This is a genomic window from Pseudomonas sp. TWP3-2, assembly GCF_049897765.1.
In the GTDB taxonomy this organism is placed as follows: Bacteria; Pseudomonadota; Gammaproteobacteria; order Pseudomonadales; family Pseudomonadaceae; genus Aquipseudomonas.
In genome coordinates this window covers 413877-430370 of record NZ_JAFCWW010000002.1, presented here as the reverse complement: position 1 = coordinate 430370, position 16494 = coordinate 413877, and the positions used below count along the sequence as shown (strand labels likewise).

Annotated in this window: 14 protein-coding genes and 1 pseudogene; 4 read left to right on the top strand and 11 right to left on the bottom strand. The window is 61.8% G+C overall.

Annotated elements, in window-relative coordinates; all coding sequences use genetic code 11:
- Positions 1–11: 11 nt before the first annotated feature.
- On the bottom strand, positions 12–524 hold the full coding sequence (locus tag ACP7EE_RS05135; protein WP_426233802.1) for a dihydrofolate reductase: 513 nt from the start codon (positions 522–524) through the stop codon (positions 12–14).
- Positions 525–609: 85 nt separating this feature from the next.
- On the opposite strand from ACP7EE_RS05135, the gene ACP7EE_RS05130 reads away from it, so the two are divergent.
- Entirely contained in the window at positions 610–1989 is a 1380-nt protein-coding gene (locus ACP7EE_RS05130) for a DUF2868 domain-containing protein (RefSeq protein WP_426233801.1), read from the top strand.
- Entirely contained in the window at positions 1982–3358 is a 1377-nt protein-coding gene (locus ACP7EE_RS05125; protein ID WP_426233800.1) for a GTPase/DUF3482 domain-containing protein, read from the top strand. The genes ACP7EE_RS05130 and ACP7EE_RS05125 overlap by 8 nt, the downstream gene beginning before the upstream one ends.
- Positions 3359–3485: 127 nt before the next feature.
- Here the strand turns inward: ACP7EE_RS05125 and ACP7EE_RS05120 are convergent.
- The 7 genes and pseudogenes from ACP7EE_RS05120 to ACP7EE_RS05090 all read right to left on the bottom strand — a co-directional run.
- Positions 3486–3593 (bottom strand): annotated as a pseudogene (locus ACP7EE_RS05120) (phosphohydrolase); the annotation flags it as partial.
- 17 nt (positions 3594–3610) lie between these two features.
- A complete protein-coding gene (locus ACP7EE_RS05115; RefSeq protein ID WP_426233799.1) occupies positions 3611–4774 on the bottom strand; it encodes a TIGR03364 family FAD-dependent oxidoreductase in 1164 nt (387 codons plus the stop codon).
- A gap of 182 nt (positions 4775–4956) precedes the next feature.
- Positions 4957–5982, bottom strand: coding sequence for a putative 2-aminoethylphosphonate ABC transporter substrate-binding protein (locus ACP7EE_RS05110; protein WP_426233798.1), 1026 nt, complete (start codon positions 5980–5982; stop codon positions 4957–4959).
- Positions 5983–6022: 40 nt separating this feature from the next.
- Complete coding sequence (locus ACP7EE_RS05105) at positions 6023–7747, bottom strand: putative 2-aminoethylphosphonate ABC transporter permease subunit (protein WP_426233797.1); 1725 nt, start codon at positions 7745–7747, stop codon at positions 6023–6025.
- A complete protein-coding gene (locus tag ACP7EE_RS05100) occupies positions 7747–8823 on the bottom strand; it encodes a putative 2-aminoethylphosphonate ABC transporter ATP-binding protein (protein WP_426233796.1) in 1077 nt (358 codons plus the stop codon). The genes ACP7EE_RS05105 and ACP7EE_RS05100 overlap by 1 nt, the downstream gene beginning before the upstream one ends.
- A gap of 258 nt (positions 8824–9081) precedes the next feature.
- Entirely contained in the window at positions 9082–9945 is an 864-nt protein-coding gene (locus ACP7EE_RS05095) for a LysR family transcriptional regulator (protein WP_426233795.1), read from the bottom strand.
- A 16-nt stretch (positions 9946–9961) separates the two neighbouring features.
- Entirely contained in the window at positions 9962–12217 is a 2256-nt protein-coding gene (locus ACP7EE_RS05090; protein ID WP_426233794.1) for a heavy metal translocating P-type ATPase, read from the bottom strand.
- An 85-nt stretch (positions 12218–12302) separates the two neighbouring features.
- Here ACP7EE_RS05090 and cadR point away from each other — a divergent pair, with 85 nt between their 5' ends.
- Positions 12303–12752: a Cd(II)/Pb(II)-responsive transcriptional regulator gene (cadR, locus tag ACP7EE_RS05085; RefSeq protein ID WP_426233793.1), complete on the top strand. Its 450-nt coding sequence runs from the start codon at positions 12303–12305 to the stop codon at positions 12750–12752.
- A 137-nt stretch (positions 12753–12889) separates the two neighbouring features.
- Here cadR and ACP7EE_RS05080 read toward each other — a convergent pair whose 3' ends face one another.
- From ACP7EE_RS05080 to ACP7EE_RS05070, 3 genes are all read right to left on the bottom strand, one after another.
- Positions 12890–13861 (bottom strand): thymidylate synthase, encoded by a 972-nt coding sequence (locus ACP7EE_RS05080; protein WP_426233792.1) that lies wholly within the window; start codon positions 13859–13861, stop codon positions 12890–12892.
- A gap of 50 nt (positions 13862–13911) precedes the next feature.
- Positions 13912–14727 (bottom strand): prolipoprotein diacylglyceryl transferase, encoded by an 816-nt coding sequence (gene lgt, locus ACP7EE_RS05075; RefSeq protein ID WP_420647399.1) that lies wholly within the window; start codon positions 14725–14727, stop codon positions 13912–13914.
- Positions 14728–14806: 79 nt separating this feature from the next.
- Positions 14807–15589 (bottom strand): sulfite exporter TauE/SafE family protein, encoded by a 783-nt coding sequence (locus ACP7EE_RS05070; RefSeq protein WP_426233791.1) that lies wholly within the window; start codon positions 15587–15589, stop codon positions 14807–14809.
- 129 nt (positions 15590–15718) lie between these two features.
- On the opposite strand from ACP7EE_RS05070, the gene ACP7EE_RS05065 reads away from it, so the two are divergent.
- On the top strand, positions 15719–16465 hold the full coding sequence (locus ACP7EE_RS05065; protein WP_426233790.1) for an NRDE family protein: 747 nt from the start codon (positions 15719–15721) through the stop codon (positions 16463–16465).
- Positions 16466–16494 lie beyond the last annotated feature (29 nt).

The window sequence follows — 16494 nt, the reverse complement described above, 5'->3', positions numbered from 1 at the left end:
TCGCCACAGATTTAGGCTTTTTCCCAGACTTCGAAGTTGTACGCCGGCTTGTCATCGACTGCCGGGTTCGGCACGTTCGACACCAGTTTCCACTGGTCCAGATCAAACTCCGGAAACCACGCATCGCCTTCCGGACTCAGCGCCACACGGGTCAGGTACAGACGATCCGCCTGCGCCAGCCCTTGCGCATACAGCTGCGCGCCGCCAATCAGCATCAACTCATCGACGCCCTGCGCTTTTGCCCATTCTTCGGCGCGCACCACCGCAGCTTCCAGCGACGAAAAAACTTCCGCGCCTTCCAGCACCAGATCGGCCTGACGGCTGACCACGATGTTCAAGCGTCCCGGCAGCGGACGTCCGAGGGAATCCCAGGTCTTGCGCCCCATGATGATCGGCTTGCCGAGCGTGGTGGCCTTGAAGTATTTGAAGTCCCCCGGCAGGTGCCAGGGCATGCTGTTGTCGACGCCGATCACGCGGTTTTCACCGAGGGCTGCAATCAGGCTGAGGGGGAGTGATTTAGTCATGTCGGCGAGGATACCAGAGCCGTGCTTACCCGGATAAGCGCCACAGCGGTTATGCTCACGGCTCAATTGAGCGACGGGATGCCGCGTGACTGAACTGACTCCACTGCAAAACCTCTGGTTGACTGAAACCATCCGCCTGCGTGAAGAACACGCCGGGCCTCTGGACGATCTCGAAGCCAATCGCCTCGCCCGTGCGGCCGGCGGCGATCTGCCGAGCCGTGTTCAACGCCGCGCTTTGTGGCTGGCCGAGCGTGACGGGCTGACTTCTGCCCTCACGCATTGGCTGCAAGGCGCGCGACTGGCGCTGATCGTGCTGGCGGTGTTAGCGATCGTCGCCGGCGCCGGGCTGGCATTCGCCGCGCTGGGCGACGGGCAGACGCCGGTCAACGTGTTCTGGGCCTTGGGCAGTCTGCTCGGGCTGAATCTGCTTCTGCTGTTGAGCTGGGCGCTGGGGCTGGTATTCGCCGGCGAGCACGGCGCCGCGCTCGGCCGTTTGTGGCTGTGGCTCAGCGAAAAACTCGCTCGCGACGCCAAAGCCGCGCAACTGGCGCCGGCCCTGCTGCTGTTGCTGCAACGGCAGAAACTCAATCGCTGGGCGCTCGGCACTTTGGTCAACGGCTTGTGGCTGTTGGCGATGCTCAGTGCGCTGATCTTGCTGCTGACGCTGATGGCAACACGGCGCTACGGCTTTGTCTGGGAGACCACGATCCTCAGCGGCGACACCTTCATCAACATGACCCAGAGCCTCGGCGCGCTGCCGGCGCTTCTCGGCTTCAATGTTCCGACCGTTGAAATGATCCGCGCCAGCGGCGACGGCGCGCTCGACATCGAAAGTGCGCGGCAAGCCTGGGCGACCTGGCTGGTCGGCGTGCTGGTGGTGTTCGGCGTGTTGCCGCGGCTGCTGCTGGCGCTGTTGTGCTTCTGGCGCTGGAGCAGCGGCAAATCCGCGTTGCGTCTGGATTTGAACCTGCCCGGCTACGTGCAATTGCGCGAACGCCTGATGCCGACCAGCGAACGCCTCGGCATCACCGACGCCGCGCCAGAGCATCTGCACCGTGTCGAAAACAGCGTCGGCGAACACGCCAGCGAGGGTGCGTTGCTGGTGGCCATCGAACTCGACGATCAACGTCCATGGCCGCCCGCGCTGCCGAAAAACGTCAGCAATGCCGGCGTGCTCGACAGCCGCGAATCGCGCAATAAACTCCTCGAACAACTCAGCCGCTTCCCGCCCGCGCGTCTGGCCATCGCTTGCGACCCACAGCGCTCACCGGATCGCGGCAGTCTCGCGCTGATCGCCGAACTGGCGCGCAATGCCACGGCCACGCGGATCTGGCTACTGCAACCGCCGCAGGGCCAGGCGCTGGACGCCGAGCGTCTGGGCGACTGGCATGTGGCGCTGCAACAACTCGAACTGCCGTTTGCCGACAGTGCGCCGCTGAACTGGCTGGAGAACGGACATGACTGACGCCCGCAAAGCGCCGCTGAAACTCGCGGTGGTCGGCCACACCAACGTCGGCAAAACCTCGCTGCTGCGCACGCTGACGCGCGATGTCGGCTTCGGCGAAGTCTCGCACCGGCCGAGTACCACCCGGCATGTCGAGGGCGCGCGGCTGTCGGTGGACGGCGAGCCGTTGCTCGATCTGTACGACACGCCGGGACTGGAAGACGCCATCGCCCTGCTCGACTTTCTTGAACGGCTGGAGCGCCCCGGTGAACGTCTCGACGGTCCAGCACGATTGGCACGTTTTCTCGACGGTAGTGAGGCCCGCCAGCGTTTCGAACAGGAAGCCAAAGTGTTGCGCCAGCTATTGGCTTCCGACGCGGGCCTGTACGTGATCGACGCCCGCGAACCGGTGTTGGCCAAGTACCGCGATGAACTGGAAGTGTTGGCCAGTTGCGGCAAACCGCTGCTGCCGGTGCTGAATTTCGTCAGCAGCGCCAGCCATCGCGAACCGGACTGGCGCGAAGCGTTGGCGCGCCTCGGTCTGCATGCGCTGGTGCGTTTCGACAGCGTTGCCCCGCCGGAGGATGGCGAGCGCCGATTGTACGAAAGCCTCGCACTGCTGCTGGAAAATGCCCGCCCGCAACTTGAACGCTTGATCGCCGATCAACAGGCACAGCGCTTGGCCCGCGAGCAAAGCGCCGCGCGGCTGATCGCCGAATTGTTGATCGACTGCGCCGCGTGCCGACGTAGCGTGGCCAGTGACGCCGCGCAGGAACAACAGGCGATCAGCGAACTGCGCAAAGCCGTGCGTCAGCGCGAGCAACGCTGCGTCGAGGCGCTGCTCAAGCTCTACGCATTTCGTCCACAGGATGCGGCGGCCAGTGATTTGCCGTTGCTCGACGGGCGTTGGGGTGATGACCTGTTCAACCCGGAAACCCTCAAGCAACTTGGCGTGCGTGTGGGTGGCGGCATCGCTGCGGGTGCGGCGGCCGGCGCCGGGGTGGATTTGCTGGTCGGCGGCATTACGCTTGGCGCTGCGGCACTGGCCGGGGCGATTGCCGGTGGCGCGCTGCAAACTGCGCGTAGTTACGGCAATCGCTTGCTGGGCAAGATCAAAGGCCAGCGTGAACTGACCGTCGATGACAATGTTTTGCGCCTGTTGGCGCTTCGTCAACGGCAGCTGCTGCAAGCGTTGAATGCCCGAGGCCATGCGGCGCTGGACAGCATTCAAGTGGCGACGCCGCAGGACAAGACCTGGCGCGAAGGCAAGTTGCCCGAGGCATTGAAGAAGGCGCGGGCGCATCCGCAGTGGTCTTCGTTGAATCCGCATTCGAAGTTGAATCAGGCGGAAAGACAGGATCAGATCGAGTCTCTTGCTGCAGATTTGTAGTGTCTGATCTGGCGCCATCGCTGGCAAGCCAGCTCCCACAGTGTTCTTCGATGAACACAGATCTTGTGAACACCAAAATTCCTGTGGGAGCTGGCTTGCCAGCGATGGCAGCGACTCGGTGTGAAGCTTATACAGCCAAAAGGCGCGCCGCTTTATCCTTCAAAACCGCAAGGTCGATCACTGGCACCGCCATTTCTTTGGCCATTTCATCCCACTGACGCATACGCAAACTGACTTGCTCGTGACGCGTCATCAAATCTCCCCCAACACCTGCGCGATATTGCGCTCAGCCATGGCCGGGCCGACGCTCATGCCGACCCCGGTGTGCATCAGCGCCACGCTCAAACCCGGCGCTGGACGCAAGAACGAAAACGGCCCCGGCCCGCGCGATCCATACACGCCCTGCCAGCGCTCGACCACTTGGACTTTACAGCCAAGGGTTTGCTCGGCCAGTTCGAGCATCCAGTCGTCGACCTGCTCGGCGTTGAACGGCGACGGATCGCTGCCGTAGTGATGCGAATCGCCGATGATCAGCTCGCCATAGGGTGTCGGGCTGATCAGCAGGTGTATGCCGTGTTCCTGCAAGTGCGGCTCTTCGCGCAGGATCTGCGCCTGCACCGCCGTCGCTTCCGGCAGATCGGCGAAGGCGCCGTAGTGCACGCAGCTGAGGCCGGTGAGCAAGGCGTGTTGCAGGTTGAGATTGACCTGCGGCCGGGCGCGGAGCATTTGCAGACGGCAGATTTGCGGGTCGAGCGCGGCGATGGGTTCGGCGAGCAGGGTCTGATAATCGTGGCCGGAGCAGACGATGATGTGTTCGGCCATGAACACGCCAGCAGTGCTGTGCAGACGGCCCGGTTCGACGTCACGCACCAGTGTCGAGAAATGAAACTCGACGTTGAGTTCGCGACGCAGATACTCGATCAGCGCCGGAATTGCTTCGCGCGAATACACCTGTTGATCATCCAGCCCGTGCAAAGCGGCGCGGTGATGGCTGAACTGGCCGCGATACAGATCGCGCAATGCGGAACCGCGCAGCAGCTCGACGCGGTAGTCGTGCTCAACCGCTCGACCGGCGCAAAAGGCTTCCAGCAAAAGTTCTTCAGCTTCGGTGCGGGCGAACAGGTACGAGCCGTTGCGCTTGAGTTGCAGGCCGGCGAGCTGCGCCCAATCGCCCCAGATCTGGCGGCTGGCCTTGGCCAGTTCGAGCATCGGCCCGGGTGGCTGGCCCGTGACCAGCGCTTGACCGAAGTTGCGCACCGAAGCGCCGAGCGGCGTGGCGGTGCGCTCGAAAACCGCGACCTTGAGGCCGCGTTTGGCGGCGGCGTAGGCGTGGGACAGGCCGAGGATTCCGGCGCCGACGATGAGCAGGTCTTTGTGTTGGGTCATCTGGAGGTGCTCTGAATGAGAGACCGTCATCGCTGGCAAGCCAGCTCCCACAGGTTCAGCGGTGTCCACAAAATGTATGTTCCGCACCGGTCAATATGGGAGCTGGCTTGCCTGCTCCCCCAGATTTTGTGGTGAACACCGATTGCGGGGACACCTTGAAACCTGTGGGAGCTGGCTTGCCAGCGATGAGGCCCTGACAGTCGAAAAAGATCTTACTTGGCGACGACTTTCTCGGACTTGCCGTCATAGCGCTTGCGCCACTCGGTGAGGATCTCGTCGCGATTCTTCGAGGCCCAGGCGAAGTCGTTCTTGATCAGGCGCTGCTCGTAATCCGCAGGCAATTCAGTCTGCGGCTTGGCAATGCCCGGTTGCGCCAGAACCGCGAAGTTCTCTTTATACAAATCCATCGCCTCAGCGCTGGCAGAGAAGTCAGCCAGTTTCTTCGCGGCGTCTGCATGCGGCGTGCCTTTGATCACGGCAGTCGCTTCGATCTCCCAACCCAGGCCTTCCTTCGGCAGGATGATGTCCAGCGGCGCGCCCTGGCGTTTCAGCTGAACGGCTGGGTATTCAAAGGAAATACCGATGGGAAACTCCCCCGCCGCCGCCAGTTTGCAAGGCTTGGAGCCGGAGTGAACGTACTGGCCGATGTTCTGGTGCAGGCCATCCATGTAAGCCCAGCCCTGCTTCTCGCCGAAGGTTTGCAGCCACGCACTGACGTCGAGGAAACCGGTGCCGGACGACGCCGGGTTGGGCATGACGATCTTGCCCTTGTACTCAGGCTTGGTCAGATCCTGCCAGCTCACCGGTTTGGTCAGGCCCTGCTTTTCCGCCTCGACAGTGTTAAAGCAAATGGTCGCGGCCCACACGTCCATGCCGACCCAGGCTGGCGGATTGGCGGCGTCGCGGTAGTTCGCGCCGATCTTGCCCAGATCCTTCGGCGCGTAGCTTTGCAGCATGCCTTGCTGATCGAGAATCGCCAGGCTGGACGCCGCCAGACCCCACACCGCGTCAGCCTGCGGGCGGTCTTTTTCGGCGAGCAGTTTGGCGGTGATGATCCCGGTGGAATCACGCACCCACTTGATCTCGACCTCCGGGTTGGCCTTTTCGAAGGCTTGTTTGTAAGTCTTCAATTGCTCAGCTTCGAGGGCGGTGTACACCGTCAACTCGGTTTTCGCCGCGAAGGCGTTCAGGCTGAAAGTTGCGAGCACAGCAGCGGCCAGGGCCATAGGCTTGAACATGATCGTTTTCCTGTCTTCTGGAGTTGAGGGTTAGGGAAAATCAGTGACCGGGCGCGTTCTGCCGCCAGGCCTGGGAGCGGCGCAACAAGCCGCGCGAAGCCCACGCCAGCAGCAAGGACACGCCCGCCGAGGTGAACAGAATCAGGGTCGACATCGCCGCCGCGCCGCCGACGTTGCCGGCGTCATCCATGTTCAGCACCGCGACCGCTGCGAGGATGGTGTCGGGGCTGTAGAGGAAGATCGCTGCCGACACGGTGGTCATCGCCGAGACGAACAGGTAGCGCACGATGTCCAGCAGCGCCGGCAGGCAGATCGGCACGGTAACTTTCAGGTAATGCCGATACAGCGGCGCCTTGAGTGACAGCGCCGCAGCTTCGAACTCGGCGTCAAGCTGGCGCAGCGCGGTGGTCGCGGTCATCTGCGCAGTGGTCAAATAGTGAGCAATGGTGCAGACGATCAGCAGCGTCATCGTCCCGTACAGCACGTGCAGCGGGTTGCCGGTCAGGTTGAAGAAGAAGACGTAACCTAGGCCAAGCACCAGACCCGGCACCGCCATCGGAATGAAACTGAGCATGCGCAAGGTCAGATTGAGCCCGCGCTGACTGCGGGTCTTTTCCATCAGGTACGCGCCAGTGAAGATCAGCACGCTGCCGATCAACGCCGTCCCCAACGCCATTTTCAGGCTGTTGCTGTAGGCCAGCCAACCACCGCCAGCGGTTTCGTTGAACTGGTAGTGATTGAGCGACAGCGACAGGTTGTACGGCCAGAACTTCACCAACGATGAGAACACCGCCATGCCGAACACCAGCAGCAACGCGGCGCTGATCAGCAGGACGATCGCCAGATAGCAGCTGTCGCGCAGCTTCGACGGCGCCGGTTTGAACACCTGGGCGCGGCCGCTCATGGAGTCGCCGTGACGCCGACGCAGCCAGGCGTCCACTCCGAAGCTGAACAGTGCCGGCAGCAGCAACACCATGCCGATCAACGCGCCGCGCCCGAACTGTTGCTGGCCGACCACGGCTTTATAAGCTTCCAGCGCCAGCACTTGATAGTCGCCGCCGACCACCACCGGTACGCCGAAATCGGTGATGGTCAGGGTGAACACCAGACAGAACGCGGCGAACACGGCTTGGCGAGTCGCCGGCCAGGTGATGCTGCGAAAAGCCTTGGCCGGACTGGCGCCCATGCTCGACGCCGCATCAAACAAGCGCGCATCGGCCAGCGACAAGGCAGAGAGTAAAATCATCAGCGCATGCGGAAAGGTGTAGATCACCTCGCCCAGCACAATTCCCCAGAACCCGTAGATGTTGTCCGACAGCAGTCCGCGCAACATGCCCTGGTTACCGAACAGGTAGACCAGCGCAATCCCCGGCAGCATCGACGGCGCCATCAATGGCAGCAGGGAAATCCCGCGCCAGATGCCCTTGGCCGGAATCAGTGTGCGTTGCAGCGCGTAGGCAAACAGGTAGGCCAGCGGTACGACAATGGCCGCGACGCTGAGGGAAACTTTCAGGCTGTTGCCGAGCAGCCAGTGGAAGTTTTCACTGCTCACCAGCTCCTTGGCCGCGACCCAGCCACCGCCCTGCCCGGCCTCGCTGCTGAAGCCGCGCCAGAAGATCGCCAGCAAGGGCATCAGCACTGCAACACCGAGCAACACCAACAGCAGAAGTTTGCCACCGACCACAAAGATGCGGTCGCCGATCTCGGCGCGGGACACCTGCCGTACCTGCTTGTGCGGTAACGGCAGCGCAATATTGCGGTTCATCAGGCAAACACCTGCAAACTGCGCGGCGGCAAAGCGACCATTATTTGCTGGGCGCCGAGGCGCGGCATGGCTTCTGGCGCCAGTTCGGCGAGCAGTGCATGGCCGGGCAATTGATCGAGTTCGAAGCTCATGCGGCAGCGATTACCGAGGAAGGTGATCTCGCGCACCTTGGCCGGGAACAGGTTTTCCTCATGCACCAGCGGGTTGACGCTGATCGCTTCCGGGCGGCAGAACAAGCGGCCCGAGGCGCCGCTGACGCTGCCGTCGGCCAGACGCATGTTCATCCCGCCGACCTGAGCGTGGCTGTCGCTGCTGCGCTGGAATGGCAGCCAGTTGCCCTGGCCAACGAACTCCGCGACGAACGGCGTGGCCGGGCGGTTGTAGATTTCCTGCGGAGTGGCGTACTGCTCGACGCGGCCGTTGTTCATCACCGCAATCCGGTCGGCCATCAACATCGCTTCATCCTGATTGTGCGTGACCATCAGGGTGGTGATGCCGAGGTTGCGTTGCAGTTGGCGCAGCTCGGTACACAGATGTTCGCGTACCCGGGCATCGAGGGCCGACATCGGCTCGTCGAGCAACAGCAGCGAAGGGGCCGGGGCCAAGGCGCGGGCCAGTGCGACCCGTTGTTGCTGGCCGCCGGACAATTGGCCCGGGTACTTTTTCTCACTGCCGATCAGCCCCACCAGTTCCAGCATCTGACCGACGCGATGGCGCACTTCGTCGCGACCGCTGCCGGCGAGGCCGTAGGCAATGTTCGCTTCGACGGTCAGATTGGGGAACAGCGCGTAAGACTGGAACAGAATCCCGTAGTCGCGAGCCTGCGGTGCGAGGTGGGAAACGTCGCGCTCACCGAGGTACAACTCGCCGCTGTCCTGTTTTTCCAGACCGGCGATGCAGCGCAACAATGTGGTCTTGCCGCAACCTGACGGGCCGAGCAGACACACCAGCTCACCGGCCGCCACGTCGAGCGAGACGTTATCCAGTGCGGTGAAAGCGCCGAAGCGCTTTTGCACATTGCGCACCTTCATCGGCGCACCGGGGTTGGTCAGGGCAGTAGCGATTGCAGGGTTCATGGACAGATCTCATCGAGCAGATGAGGCCAATCCTAGAGTTGTAATGCGTCCGTCATGTGGCAGCGAGGCAAAAACGGCTGATAGTGGTATTCAGGGATTTTGGTTCACAAGATTCAGGGCATGTGTTGCCTGGTCTGGCCTCATCGCTGGCAAGCCAGCTCCCACAGGGATCTCCGGTGAATGCAGATTTTGTGAACACCATTGAAACCTGTGGGAGCTGGCTTGCCAGCGATGAGGCCAATAAGGGCAATGAAGAGGTCAGGCCGGGGACATTTCCTGTGCCAGGCCGAGAAACGCCGCCGGCAGCCGGGCACCTTTCCTTTCCTTGAGGCAATAAAGGTACTCGGGAATCTGCGGCGCATTCTCCAGCGTCAACACGCGCAACTGCGGATCGTGCGGCACTTCCTGACGGGCAATGATGCTGATGCCGATATTGCGCAGCACCGCCTCACGAATCGATTCACGACTGCCAATCTCCAGCAACGGCCCGAAACTCACCCCGACGCTGGCCAGCAACTCTTCGGTGAGCCGCCGCGTGGTCGAGCCACACTCGCGCATCAACAAGGTATGCCCGGCCAAGGCACTCAGCGGCACATGCTCATGCACCGCCAGCGGATGATTGCGGTGCACCGCCAGCACCAGCGGATCAGTACCCAGTACCCGACGAATCAGCCGAGGATCTTCAAGCAACTGCGACGACGCCGCCACATCCACCCGGTAATCCTCCAGCGCTTCGAGCACTTGCTGCGAGTTGCCGATTTCCACCGAGACCTCTACTTGCGGCAGGCGCTCGCGGAAGGTCTTCACCAGATCGAGAATGTAATACGGCGCGGTGGCGGCGATGCGCAATGTACCCTGAACCTGGCCGCTGTTGCGCAGGAAGAACTCGATGTCGGCCTCCTGCTGCAACAGCGCCTTGACCATCGGCAACAGCCGCGCGCCTTCGTCGCTGACACTCAGTCGCCGGCCGCCACGGTAGAACAGCTCGACCGAATACTGACTTTCCAGATTGCGAATCTGCGTGGTCACGGTCGGTTGGCTGAGGCCGAGTTTCTTCGCTGCCAGCGTGATGCTGCCCAGACGGGCCACCATGTAAAACGCCTTCAGCTCGGCACTCAGCACAACCGTTCCTCTTCAGTTATTTGCGCAGCAGGCGCAAACCGTTGAACACCACCAACAAGCTAACGCCCATGTCGGCGAACACCGCCATCCACATGGTGGCGAGTCCGGCGAAGGTTACCGCAAGAAAGATAGCCTTGATCACCAGCGCCAGTGCGATGTTCTGTTTCAGGATGCTGGCGGTGTTGCGCGACAGGCTGATGAACGCGGGAATCTTGCGCAGATCATCGTCCATCAGGGCGACATCGGCGGTTTCAATTGCCGTGTCGGTTCCCGCAGCGGCCATCGCAAAACCAATCTCGGCCCGGGCCAGTGCCGGCGCATCGTTGATGCCGTCGCCGACCATGCCGACCCGATGCCCCTGCTTGTACAGGTCTTCGATGGCTTGCAGTTTGTCGGTCGGCAGCAAGTCGCCCCGCGCCTGATCGATGCCGACCTGCTGAGCAATCGCTTGTGCGGTGTGCACGTTGTCGCCAGTCAGCATCAGGGTTTTCACCCCCATTGCGTGGAGCTGACGGATCGCCTCGCGGCTGGTTTCCTTGACCGTGTCGGCCACGGCGAACAGCGCCAGCGGGCCAGAGTTGTCGAGCAGCAACACCACGGATTTGCCCTGTTTCTCCAGCGCAAAGAGCTTTTCTTCCAGCGCTGGCGAACACAGGCCCAATTCTTCAACCAGACGGTGATTGCCCAAGTGGTAGGTCTGGCCGTTGATTTCGCCTTTTACTCCCCTCCCGCCCAGCGCTTCGAAGTTATCCACAATCAACGGCGCGAAGTTTTTATCCACAGCGGCTTTGGCGATGGCCAGCGACACCGGGTGATCGGAACGCCCGGCCAGCGCCGCTGCGATCGCTGGAGCGGTGGCGTCGGCTGTCGGGTCGAGGGACAGGTAATCGGTCTGCACCGGTTTGCCGTGAGTAATCGTCCCGGTCTTGTCCAACGCCAGGTAGTCGAGCTTGAAACCGCCCTCCAGATACACGCCGCCCTTGACCAGAATGCCTTTGCGCGCCGCAGCCGCGAGGCCGCTGACGATGGTCACCGGGGTGGAAATCACCAGCGCACAGGGGCACGCGACCACCAGCAATACCAGCGCACGATAAATCCAGTCGAACCACACCGCGCCCATGAACAGCGGCGGAATCACCGCCACCGCGATGGCGAACAGGAACACCACCGGGGTGTAGATTTTCGAGAATTGATCGACGAAACGCTGGGTCGGCGCCCGCGCGCCTTGCGCCTGTTCGACGGCGTGAATGATCCGCGCCAGCGTCGAGTTATTCGCCGCAGCGGTGACCGCGTACTCCAGCGAACCGGCCTGGTTGATGGTGCCGGCGAACACTTTGTCACCGACAGCTTTCTCCACCGGCAGACTTTCGCCAGTGATCGGTGCTTGGTCGATGGTCGAGTTGCCGCTGAGCACTTCACCGTCCAGCGCAATGCGCTCGCCCGGTTTGACCCGCACGCGGGCGCCGAGATCGATGCTTTTCACCTCCAGTTCGAGCCAGGTGCCGTCAGCCTGCAACACGGTCGCCTTCTCGGGCGTCATCTGCATCAGGCCGCTGATCGCGTTGCGCGCACGATCAAGCGAGCGTGCTTCGATCAACTCGGCGACGGTGAACAGGAACATCACCATCGCCGCTTCCGGCCACTGCCCGATGAGGATCGCGCCAGTCACGGCGATGCTCATCAGTGCATTGATGTTGAGGTTGAAGTTCTTCAGGGCGATCCAGCCCTTTTTGTAAGTAGTCAGGCCGCCGCTGAGGATCGACACCAGCGCGATGATCGCCACTACCCAGTTCGGCGCGGCGCTGGTGAAGTGGATAACTTCAGCGGCCAGCGCGCCGACACCGGACAGCGCCAATGGCCACCAGTGTTTTTTCACCGGCGCCGGTGCCGGCGATTCGACGCCCGCCTCCAGCGGCTCGGCCTGCATGCCGATGGATTTGATTGCGTCGATGATCGGCGTGGTGTCCGCCAGCGTGTGGGTCACGCCGAGCACGCGGTTGATCAGGTTGAATTCCAGCGTCTGAATCCCGGTGAGTTTGCCGAGCTTGTTCTGGATCAGCGTCTGCTCGGTCGGGCAGTCCATCGCCTCGATGCGGAAACTGCTCAAACGCGCGTCGGCGCTCGGCGCATCGCTCAGTCGCACCAGCGATGGCGCGGCGGCTTTCGACGCGCAGCAAGAACCACCGCCGTGGGAGTGCTTATGCACAGGCTGCAATTTATGACTGTGATCGTGCCCGTCGCCGGGCTTGTGGGTGTGCTGGGAATCGCTCATCGGTTGCGTCCATGAAGGTGCCTGTTGCCAAGTAAAGACCCTGTAGCCACTATAGGGTCAAGCACCCTTTTTGGAGAACGCCGTCATGAAGATCGGAGAGCTTGCGAAACTGACCGATTGCGCCGTGGAAACCATCCGCTACTACGAGCGCGAAAACCTGCTGCCGGCGCCGGCCCGCAGTGACGGCAACTACCGCGTCTACACCCAGGCCCACGCCGAACGCCTGACCTTTATCCGCAACTGCCGCACCCTCGACATGACGCTAGAGGAAATCCGCAGCCTGCTGACATTGCGCGACAGCCCGCAGGATCAATGCGAAAGCGTCAATGCGTTGATCGACGAGCACATTCAGCACGTGAAGGCGCGGATCGATGGGTTATTGGCGTTGCAGACACAGTTGTTCGACCTGCGCCAACGCTGTGGCGAAGGGCCGGGGGCGGATCAGTGCGGGATATTGCAGCGACTGGAAGTGAGTGGCGGGGTTGTGGCGACGGAAGTTGAGCATTCGCATGTAGGCCGCAGTCACGGCCATTGAATACACCGAATATCCCTGTGGGAGCTGCGATGCGACGATTCGACTTGCCAGCGATAGCGGTCGGTCAGACACATTAATGTTAAATGTGCCGCCGTCATCGCGGGCAAGCCCGCTCCCACAGGTTTTTGTATTGCTCGTCAGACCGCCATCGGCGCGGTCATTGGGGCATGGTGTTCATAGCCTTCCAGCGAAAAATCGCTTGGCTCAACCAGCTCCAGCCACTCCGGCTGGTACACGCCCGTCTTGGCAAACTCCGGCACGCGATCCGAGATCTTCAGCTTGGGCATGGCGAACGGCTCGCGTTTGAGCTGTTCGTTGAGCATGTCCAGGTGGTTTTCGTAGACGTGCGCATCACCGATGAAATAGGTGAACCAGCGCGGCGTGTAACCGGTCAGGCGACCGATCAGACTCAGCAGCGCAGCGCCTTCGGTGAGGTTGAACGGCGTACCCAGCCCCAGATCGTTGGAACGGATGTAGAGGGTCAGAGAAATCTCTTTGGTCTCGACGTTCGGGTGGAATTGATACAGCAGATGGCACGGCGGCAGGGCCATTTCATCCAGTTGGGCGCAGTTCCAGCCGTGGAACAGAATCCGCCGACTACCCGGATCATTGATGATCGTGTCGATGCACTGGCGCACCTGATCGATGGCTTTGTACAGCACCACGTAGGCCTGGCCGTCTTCTTCGCCCTGAGCGATTTGCTTGTAGCCGTTGCTCAAGGTTTGCTCGATGGCGGCAGTGTTGCTTAGCGGGATCTGCTTGTACGCCGGCCATTTGCGCCATTGCACGCCGTAGATTTCGCCGAGGTCGTCATCGCCTTGGCGGAACGGGTTGGCCAGCCACTGCGCGTTTTCGTTGGCGTTCTGATCCCAGACCTTGCAGCCCAGCGCACGGAATTCGGCAGCGTTGTTCACGCCACGCAAAAAGCCGCACATCTCGCCGATGGCCGATTTGAAAGCCATCTTGCGCGTGGTGATCGCCGGAAAACCTTCCTGCAAATCAAAGCGAAGCATGGCGCCCGGAAAGCTGATGGTGTTCACGCCGGTACGGTTGGCTTGCTTGGTGCCGTTGTTGATGACGTGCGACACCAGATCGAGATATTGCTTCATGAGTTACCTGTGTCCTTGAGCCCCGGCATCGCGTGCCGGGGTTCGAATATTTAAGCTGTCGGTGCAACCGGGGTCGCCGGGGCGCGGCGGTAGGCCAGCCAGATCAGGAACAGCCCGCCGAGGATCATCGGTACGCAGAGTACCTGACCCATGGTCAGCCAGTTCCAGGCCAGATAGCCGAGTTGCGCATCCGGAACTCGGACGAATTCGACGATGAAACGGAAGATCCCGTAGAACAGCGCGAACATGCCGGAAACGGCCATGGTCGGACGCGGCTTGCGCGAGAAAATCCACAGAATCAGGAACAGCGCCACGCCTTCGAGCGCGAACTGATACAGCTGCGACGGGTGACGCGGCAGCTGTGCCGGATCGCTGAACGGCGGGAACACCATGGCCCACGGCACGTCGGTCGCCTTGCCCCACAACTCGGCGTTGATGAAGTTGCCAATGCGCCCGGCACCCAGACCGATCGGCACCATCGGCGCGACGAAGTCCATCAACTGGAAGAACGACTTGCCGTTACGTTTGCCGAACCACAAGGCCGCGAGCATCACCCCGATAAATCCGCCGTGGAACGACATGCCGCCCTTCCACACTTCGAAAATCAGCGTCGGGTTGGCAAGGTAGGCGCTCAGATCGTAGAACAGCACATAGCCCAGACGTCCGCCGACAATCACGCCCATCGACAGCCAGAAGATCAGATCGGAGAGCTTTTCCTTGCTCCAGGTCGGGTCGAACCGGTTGAGCCGGCGCGACGCCAGCAGCCATGCGCCGCCGATACCGACGAGGTACATCAGGCCGTACCAGTGGATTTTCAGCGGACCGATGGCCAGGGCCACCGGGTCGATCTGCGGGTAAGGCAGCATTGCGACTCCTCGTTAGAGTTGAAACCGGAATTCCCGAGCGACGCTGTCACCTCAGGATTAAGTCAGTATTGCGACGCGGCTAAAGCAAAAAGCTCAGACCGACGCAGAACAGCAAAGCGGCGAACATTCTTTTCAGCAACCTGGCCGACAGCTTGTGCGCCAGCTTTGCGCCGATGCGGGCGAAGACCATGCTGGTCAGGGCAATCCCCAACAGCGCCGGCAAGTAAATAAAACCGAGACTATGGGCCGGCAGCAACGGATCGTGCCAGCCCAGAATCATGAAACTTAAAGCACTGGCCAGCGCGATCGGCAAGCCACAGGCCGACGAGGTCGCCACGGCCTGCTGCATCGGCACGCTGCGCCAGGTCAGAAACGGCACGGTCAGTGACCCGCCGCCAATCCCGAAAATCGCCGAGGCCCAGCCAATCACGCTACCTGCAGCCGCCAGACCGAGCTTGCCCGGCACGGTTCGGCTGGCCTTGGGTTTGAAGTCCAGCGCCAACTGCACAGCAATCACCAACGCAAACACACCGATGATCTTTTGCAGGTTCGGACCGGAAATCGCCTCAGCCGTCAGCGCACCAAAACCGGCGCCGACCAGAATCCCCACCGCCATCCACACGAATATCGGCCAGCGTACCGCGCCTCGTCGATGATGCTCACGCACGGCGTTGACCGAGGTGAAGATGATCGTCGCCAGTGAAGTGCCGACCGCCAGATGCGTGAGGATCGACTGATCGAAACCCTGCAAGGTGAAACTGAACACCAGCACCGGGACGATGATGATCCCGCCGCCAACCCCGAACAACCCGGCCAACACGCCAGCACAGGCGCCCAGCGCCAGATACAGCAGAAATTCCATGACCGTCTCCCAGACGCATCCCTAAACCGGAGCGGCATGGTAACGGATGCATGGCCCGACGAGGAACTGTCGATGGATGCACGGGCGATGTCTGCGTAAAGTGAGCAAAAAACACACAAGGACTACCTTATGTGCCTGATCGTTTTTGCCTGGCGGCCGGGGCATGCCCAACCGCTGATCGTCGCGGCCAACCGTGACGAATTCTACGCCCGGCCGAGCCTGCCGCTGGCGCAATGGCCGGAGTCGCCGCACGTGCATGCCGGGCGTGATCTGGAGGCTGGTGGTACCTGGCTGGGGATCGGCGCCAATGGGCGCTTTGCGGCGCTGACCAACATTCGCGATCCGCACCAGCCGCCGGCGCGTAAATCGCGGGGGGAGCTGGTGGCCGGGTTTCTCACCGGGGAGCAGTCGCTGGAGGATTATCTGGCTGAGGTGGTCGGCCGCTCGCCGGATTACGCCGGGTTCAATCTGCTGCTGGGCAATACCCATGAGCTGTGGCATTTCAATGCGCGATCGTCGGAGCCGGTGATGTTGCAGCCGGGAGTTTATGGACTGTCCAACGCCGGGCTGGATACGCCGTGGCCCAAGTTGCTCAAGGCCAGGGCGGCGTTGAGCGCGGTGCTGGATGATCCGCAGCCGCAGCGTTTGCTGGAGATTTTGGCTGATGCACAGACGGCACCGTTTGCCGAGTTGCCGGATACCGGTGTGGGGTTGGCAACCGAGACGTTGTTGTCGAGTGTGTTTATTGCCAGCCAGAGTTATGGGACGCGGGCGAGTACGGCGCTGGTGGTGCGGGCGGATGGGGGGCGGTGGATGGTGGAGCGGAGTTTTGGGCCGTTTGGTGGGCGTTTGGGCGAGGTGGAGATCATCATTTAGTGGTGATTTCACTGACGCCATCGCTGGCA